Source organism: Mesorhizobium sp. M0408, from assembly GCF_040321495.1.
GTDB lineage: Bacteria > Pseudomonadota > Alphaproteobacteria > Rhizobiales > Rhizobiaceae > Mesorhizobium.
The window spans coordinates 425927-432897 of record NZ_JAMYRO010000001.1 but is presented as its reverse complement, the minus strand read 5'-3'; the positions used below and the strand labels follow the sequence as shown (position 1 = coordinate 432897).

Genomic DNA, 6971 nt, shown 5'->3' with positions numbered 1-6971 from the left:
GCCTGATCAGACCAGATACCGTTCCCGACTCGAAGGCCATCCGTCGAAAGCGCTCGCGTCAACGTGCAGCGAAAATAGCGCTTACCATCATGGGACGCAATCGACGATTTGTTCTTTCTTCTCTACCTTTCCGCAGGATCCTATCGAGAGGCATCGACCGGCCATGCACCTTCTTCTTGACGGAGGCCAACCATCCCCAATCGCTTGCTGGGGCAACCAGACGCGCGGCGTCGTGAGCGCCACTCAATATCGAGGCGATCGTCGTTTCTCTGACCTCCGAACGCAGCAGATCAACGAAGTCCCTAACGCGCTTGGATCGTACTGCCCGGAGCAGCCGGGATCTGCCCGATGGGCTGAGGCTCCGCTTGCCTGATAGAGTCGGAAAGAGTATAAAGAGGTGCTTGATTGAGATGAGGGACTGACCAATGGGTATGAATGCGGAGCAAAAGTCTCACGGTGAGGTAGGTATCGATCCTCTCACGCCAGCCCAAGTTGAGCATCTGGAGACGATCCTAAAGAACTTCATAACTCAGGCGAAAGAGTCTGGTGCACTTCCTCTGGATGAGTTTGCCGCAATGGCCGATCACACTAGCCACGCTTCGGCTGCCGGCGGAGTTTGTTGAGCGACTCTAGAACCCAATGAGGTGGGCGGTGCATGTTCTTTTGACTCTTATTGGATTTGTGCGCTGCCTTGTAGCGGATATTGGGCGCATCTCTTGAAGGACTTGCGCAAGAAGGCATTTGAGCCTTCGTTGATCCTGTGCTTCTAGCTGTTCGGGCAGGCATTCGCGGCGTGGCTGTTGGTGCTACGCGTGAGAGAAAAGAGTTGCGATCCTGGGGTCAAGCAAAGGAAGGATAGGAATGCCCCGAGAGCGGCCATTGGAGTGGCACGGTGAAGGTAGATCGGTCTCTGATCGTCAGACACTACCGGGAAGAGGCCTCCGTTACGAAGCCCGATCTTCCTTTTAATCTCCGGGCGTTTACGCTAACAAATTCGGCGCTCGGTTTAGGGGATTGTGTTATTTTGACCGACATTACTAGGGCAGCCGCCAACAAAGGCACGTCCGTAGGTGTATTCTCGCAGAGTAAACATTTCCCTATTCTCTTTTCATTTAATCCTTACTATCAGGTGGAAGCCAGGTCGCCGTTCCAAGTAGCGGCTGATCTTGTTTGCCGCCGGTTTAACGTGGGAAACGGTCATTTCATCCAAAGAATTCGAAGAGCTTATGACTTTCCTCTTGAGTTGGCTCCGCGCGGAACTCTGGAAGTCCCTGGTATAAATACCATACCCGGCAGTGCGGTCTTGCATTTCGAGGCTGGGGCCCACGCGGCATGGCAACGCACGCATATTCATCCTAGGGCTCGAGAAGTCTACGCTGAGAGTCTTCAGATCATTCAGGATTTTGTTCTTGAGCGACGCAGTATGTCTTTTGCCCAAGTTGGAATTTCGCCACCTCACCTTGAGGGTGTCGAGGACTGGACCGGAACACCGCTTAAGGATGTCATCAGAAAAATGGCGAGCGCCGAGTACTTTATAGGTATCAACTCGGGACCGTTGCATGTGGCGGCGGCGCTAGGACTTAAGGTGATCGCTATAGTTAACTTTCCCGACGCTAGAAAGATTGTTCTTCCGGTCATTAAAGACGTGCCCGTCGTGGATGCGGAATGGCTTTATCCCCAGAGCGTAATACTGCACCAGGATGCTGATGGCCCTATTGTGCGCCGTCTCAGCTCTCGTTCGCTGCGGCAGGCTGTGGACGGAGAGTTGTATCCTTATTGGTCAGATACTTATCTCGATCTCATCCTTGAAAGAAATGGGTAGGTGATGCAAATGGGAGGTTTGCTCTGGCCGGAGCCACTAGCTGCGGAGGAGGCCGATCGGATCCGAAGTCGCATCGAGGTCACTAGAGCGGCTAAAGTCGTCCACTATATGAACGCCGTGTTTGCGCGCGGGGGCGCCGGAGAAACCAACCTGAGGGAAGCAGCACTCATCTCCGCACTTGAGCGACTAGCTGCTCGAGACTCCCAGGCTGCGTCAGGGATGGTCAAGCATTGGAGTTTGCCGGTCTTACTGGGGCGCGCTCTAAAGGGCTTGGACCAGTCGGCGAAATGTGTCGACGTCGCACTTGGCTCCATCGTCTACACCGAACTTCTCGCTAGGCTCCAGGGAGAAGTGACGGTTCATGCCCCTGCCACCCAGTTCAAACTTGCTGCAGGGCCGGGCGGTTGGATCGCTGCCCTTACAGAGAACGGAAGGTTCCGATTCAAAGGCATAGGTGAAGGCACGTTGAGCGTTCAAATTGACAACGCCAATGTTCATGTCCAGAACGAAACAAGCAACCTGTCGACTGTCTTTCCATGCATGGACTATCCACGACCCGTGTGGCTTGAATTCGACTTCCTGCCAAAACCAGAAAACTGCGAGGTTGTGGCGATTGTCGAGGACCCTTACATAGCGGCGGCATTCGTGACCGCGCCACCACAGGCGCATCAGGCACCCAATGGGGGCATCCCTCTGTCACTGGCAGAAAGCATCTCTCTCGCCGTCGACTTTATTTCCGACACTTTTCCGAGTGCACTCGACTGGCTCCGCGTTCTAACACCAGCAATAATTCGGCTTAATCGATCCGGCGCGAGCCGGACTCGACTATCCGGCAGCTTTGGGGCCGGCCTACCAATTCACCTCAGTCAGGTGGAAGACCCTTGGTTCCACGCAGAAGATCTTGTCCACGAACTTCAGCACCAGAGATTCAATTACCTCGTTCACGGCGACCACTGGTTTGGACGCTGGAACGACAAGGCGCCTAAATTTCTCTCGCCCTACCGAGCAGATCCGCGCCCGCTTTCCGGTCTCCATCTCGGCTTGCACGCCTTCATTGCGGTAAACGAGCTTCGGCTTCGCCGGACCGGTCACATGGACGATAATGCCTCATGGTTCGCAGAGATACTGCAAACACATCTTCACAACGTCTTCAGCTACAGATCTGCTATTGCGCATGAAGATCTTGGAAAGTACGCAAGTGCTTATTATACTGACGTCGTAGAGGCACTATGGCGTCAACAGCTGCAGATTGATGAATGGTGCCGAAGAAGTAACTTGGCAAAAATAAAAGGTGTCCTTGAAAAGCAGCAGGAGAGCTGGGCTAGAGCAACTCCATATCTGCAAAACTCCAGCGGCCAGCTAGGCCTCTTACGCGCATTCGAAGTAACATCAACAGACTTAGGTGCCTAATGGAATCCGGGTCGAAGACAAGGCGACGTGACGGCTGGATTCCCAATTACTATCCTCCGAGAAGCATTTCGCACGATGTGAATTTGTTGGTCTCACGTAGCGGAACCGCGCTCGTACTTACAGACCGAGAATGCCGGGAATTAAATGAAATTGTTATGACGGCCGCTCTATTTGATCGTCTTGAGCGTTCGACGCATATTATTACGCCTGATAATCACCAGGAGGTTTTTTCCCGTCTTCGTTCATGGACCGCGGGCGACTACAAGGGTCCGAGCCTGCACATCGTCTCGTTGACGAGAAGGTGCAATCTAAACTGTGCGTACTGCCATATGAATCCCGTCCGGCCACATGAGGACCGCTCTACATTTGACATGACAACAGACACTGTGAACAGCGTAATTGACTTTGCGCTTAGTTCGCCGAACGATTCACTGACCTTTGAATTTCAGGGTGGTGAGCCATTTTTGAATTTTTCGACGATGAAGTACTTCGTCACGACTGCACGTGAACGGGCTTCAGAAACTGGGAAGTCGATCAAATTTGCCGCCGTATCAAACTTGATGGTTTTGACAACAGAGCACCTGGCGTACTGTCGCGCAAACAACATTTCAGTATCCTTTAGCCTCAATGGCCCTGAGGAGATTCACAATACGTTTCGCAGTAACTGGAGCGGCGGTGGTAGTTATCGTTCACTGATTGCCCGGCTGGAGAGCGTGAGGAAAGAATTTGGTGATGTGATTGTGGGCATGCCCCTCTGTGTCGTTGACGACAGCTCGTGTCAACACTTGCGCACGGTCATCGAGTACTTTTATGAGAGTGGGTTTTCGGGCGTTGCCTTAATCAGGGCGAAGCCACTTGGAAGCGCGGCCAGAAACAAAATTGGGGCCGGCGGCTCCAACGTGATACCGGCTTACATAGACGCGCTTGACCACATCCTCCAGTTGAATCGCGAGAGGAGTGCGGTCTTCGTCGAAAGGATGGTGAGAGTAGCGCTCCTAAAGATCCTTTCCAACCAAAACGTGGGGTTCGTTGATTGGAGAAATCCGTGCGGAGATGTGCTCCAGGCAATTACGTACGACATCGACGGCGAAGTGTTGCCCGCTGACGAGGCGCGTTCGAATCGTAAGATGTTCTCGCTCGGCAATGTTCGCGGCCGGACTTATGATGAGCTGATAGACGACGATTCGGTGTTCGCTACCGTCAATCTTTCAATTCGGGATCGTGAACCCGAATGTCGTGAGTGTACCTACAACCCGTATTGCGGGGTCAATCCTGTTGTAGAGTATGCCCGCACCGGATCGGCGCGAGCTAGGCCTTACGAATCCGAAGACTGTAAGTTTACGCTTGCTTTGATGGATTGGGTCGTCACGAATTACCTTCGTTACCCAATTCCTCTCTTTAAGATGGGCGGTTTTGACAGCTATCTGAAGGACCTTCGGCCGACGTCCTAGGATTGCTAGCTGGTCACTATTTTGGAGCGTGCGGATGCGCACTTTGGCAGAGCAAGGACCAAGCCCTAAGTTTGTAATAGCGGGAATTGACATCGCGCAAGGGCGTGTTGGTGACGATCATGCTTCTAATCATCCATATTTCGAACTTGGCTGGGAGGTGGTAACGACCCACTTTGACGTGAAACGCGGCAAAGTGGAGGGTTGGCTCGATAGCGAAAGCGACGTCATCGTTACTTGTAGCGGCAGGGAGTTCATGTATCAGTCTCAGTTTAGCCGTGTGATGTCCTATCGAGAGTTCCTTGACGGCAAAAGCACCGATGATTGCGCCGTAATCGACCTAACCGCGAGATACTGGGGTGGAGTTCTCCCATCGGCTTATTTTTCGAACGATCTCACCGGAATGGATCGAGTATCCAAGGCCTTGCGCGAGAACGAGGACCTCATGTGTAGCATGAGCCTTGTAAACGTCGAGTCGTTGCATTTTGGGAAACCTTACTGTTGTTTTGCAGCTCGAAGACGAGACCATTGCGCTTATCGGAATATGACCCCCGTGAGGGGCCGGTTAATCGTACAAAAATTGACCGAACACTGGGGCAGAGTGTTTGTTGTCGGACACGGCGTCGATGATTTATGCATTAATAGAAACGTCATTCCCGTCGATCTGACAACATACGCGTCCCTTATAGCGGACTCTCTATGCGATGTTGTAGTTGGGACGATGACGGGCACCATGCAGCTGGCGGGGCTTATTTCCAAGGCGAGGATTTGTTTGGTGATCACGAACTATGACGCCTTTGACGTAGACGCGAAGAATAGCCCGTTGGAGTTAGGCCGTTGCGTAAGAGCATCAGACTCGAAATTTGTCTTTGTTCCTCCGTCTCTCTTTGATCAGGTATTTGAGACTTGGCTCGACAGGCTGGATAGGCAATCTGCTGGGTCGCGAATGCGTTGCTATGTGAATGATTGACCGAGCGTGCGCAGATGTCCGCGGCCACCGCCGGCGGCCTGTTGTAATTTTTTTCAATGCTATTGGTGATCATGTCCTAGCGCTACCGGCGATGCGGGCCTTCGGGCGGCTGTTCGGCAGTGAGTGGGCACTAGTTTCCCTTAAAGGGGCGATCGAGACGATATTTGCGGACGTCAGCGTTGGGGCCGTCTGCGAAATCGTAAAGTCGAGACCCGATGAGGACGAATTAGTGATACCCGAAGTCGAACTTAGCAGGCTGGATGAGTATCTTTCTGAAGGGACGGTTCTCGCCGGGAAAGCCTCGACGGGGGGGGGTGACAAAAGCGCGCTCTTTGCCGATTTGCTCGTTTGTCTAAACGAACAGCACTCGCCGCTGATTGACGACTTCACCCGCTGGCTGTCTCCTCGAAGATCCATCGGTAGATTGCCGGTATTTACGCGGCAATTGCCGATGCGGGGGCGGGTGCATGCCTTCGATCGAGCTTTTGAGTTGGCTTCGGCTCTCGATCCCACGCTAATTCTCGATGATTTTGTGAGACCTGTATCTGTTCCGCCAGCTGCGTTCGCCTTGGTTCGATCCTTGAGGGATGCGCTGCCAAGGTATCGCTTTCTCGTGGTTCATGCGGATACTAAGCTTAGGAAAATGTGGGCAACAGAGGCGTGGAGGCGGGTTCTTGAGAGCTTTCTGGCTGTACGGCCTGACTTCGTTGTCATTGCGGTCGGATCTCGTGACATTGGCTTGAGTGAGGGTCGTTCTGACTCACGGATATTCTGCTGTTGCGGCTTGCCGATTTCACTCGCGATTGCGTTGGTCAATTCGGCTGACCTGTTTTGTGGCATAGATTCGTCGATGCTGCATGTTGCGGATCTAGCTCGCATTCCCGGAGTTGGGATCTTCGGAACCGACACGTTTGACACGTTTGGGTTTCGTTTTTCTGATCATGAGCACATCTTCGATGAGCGGGGACTTAGCGGAATTGCGCCAGAGCGTGTGGCCGAGGCATTGCTCAGTTTATCGCATTCGGATCCAGTGTCCTGGACCCGCAGTCGCTGCATCTAGCGACAGAAGCGCTCGATCGAAGCGAGAATGTCATTGGCTGATCTGGTCAGCGAAACTGTTTTGGCTGGGAGTTATGGCGCTCGATGAACGACATGATGCCGGCGCGCAAGGCACCGATGCTGCGGTAGCTGCCGCGCCCGATCCGTACCCGTCCGGTGAAGACCGCAGACGTGCGTATACGGCGGCCATGAGCATTGCGGTCCGGGGGTCAAGCTTTCGATGGGTACCCATCCGGTGAAGACCGCAGACGTGCGTAACCGG

5 protein-coding genes are annotated in these 6971 nt (G+C 53.4%); all 5 read left to right on the top strand.

Features of this window, described 5'->3' with window-relative positions; genetic code table 11:
- Positions 1-892: 892 nt before the first annotated feature.
- Genes NKI67_RS02085 through NKI67_RS02065 form a run of 5 tightly spaced genes read left to right on the top strand, consistent with a single transcriptional unit; the run spans position 893 to position 6710 of the window.
- Positions 893-1822, top strand: coding sequence for a glycosyltransferase family 9 protein (locus NKI67_RS02085; protein ID WP_352644247.1), 930 nt, complete (start codon positions 893-895; stop codon positions 1820-1822).
- A gap of 9 nt (positions 1823-1831) precedes the next feature.
- Complete coding sequence (locus NKI67_RS02080; RefSeq protein WP_352644245.1) at positions 1832-3232, top strand: aKG-HExxH-type peptide beta-hydroxylase; 1401 nt, start codon at positions 1832-1834, stop codon at positions 3230-3232.
- A complete protein-coding gene (locus NKI67_RS02075; protein ID WP_352644243.1) occupies positions 3232-4683 on the top strand; it encodes a radical SAM protein in 1452 nt (483 codons plus the stop codon). Before NKI67_RS02080 ends, NKI67_RS02075 begins: the two co-directional genes overlap by 1 nt.
- A 34-nt stretch (positions 4684-4717) precedes the next feature.
- Complete coding sequence (locus NKI67_RS02070; RefSeq protein ID WP_352644241.1) at positions 4718-5650, top strand: hypothetical protein; 933 nt, start codon at positions 4718-4720, stop codon at positions 5648-5650.
- Positions 5643-6710: a glycosyltransferase family 9 protein gene (locus tag NKI67_RS02065; protein ID WP_352644239.1), complete on the top strand. Its 1068-nt coding sequence runs from the start codon at positions 5643-5645 to the stop codon at positions 6708-6710. Before NKI67_RS02070 ends, NKI67_RS02065 begins: the two co-directional genes overlap by 8 nt.
- Positions 6711-6971 lie beyond the last annotated feature (261 nt).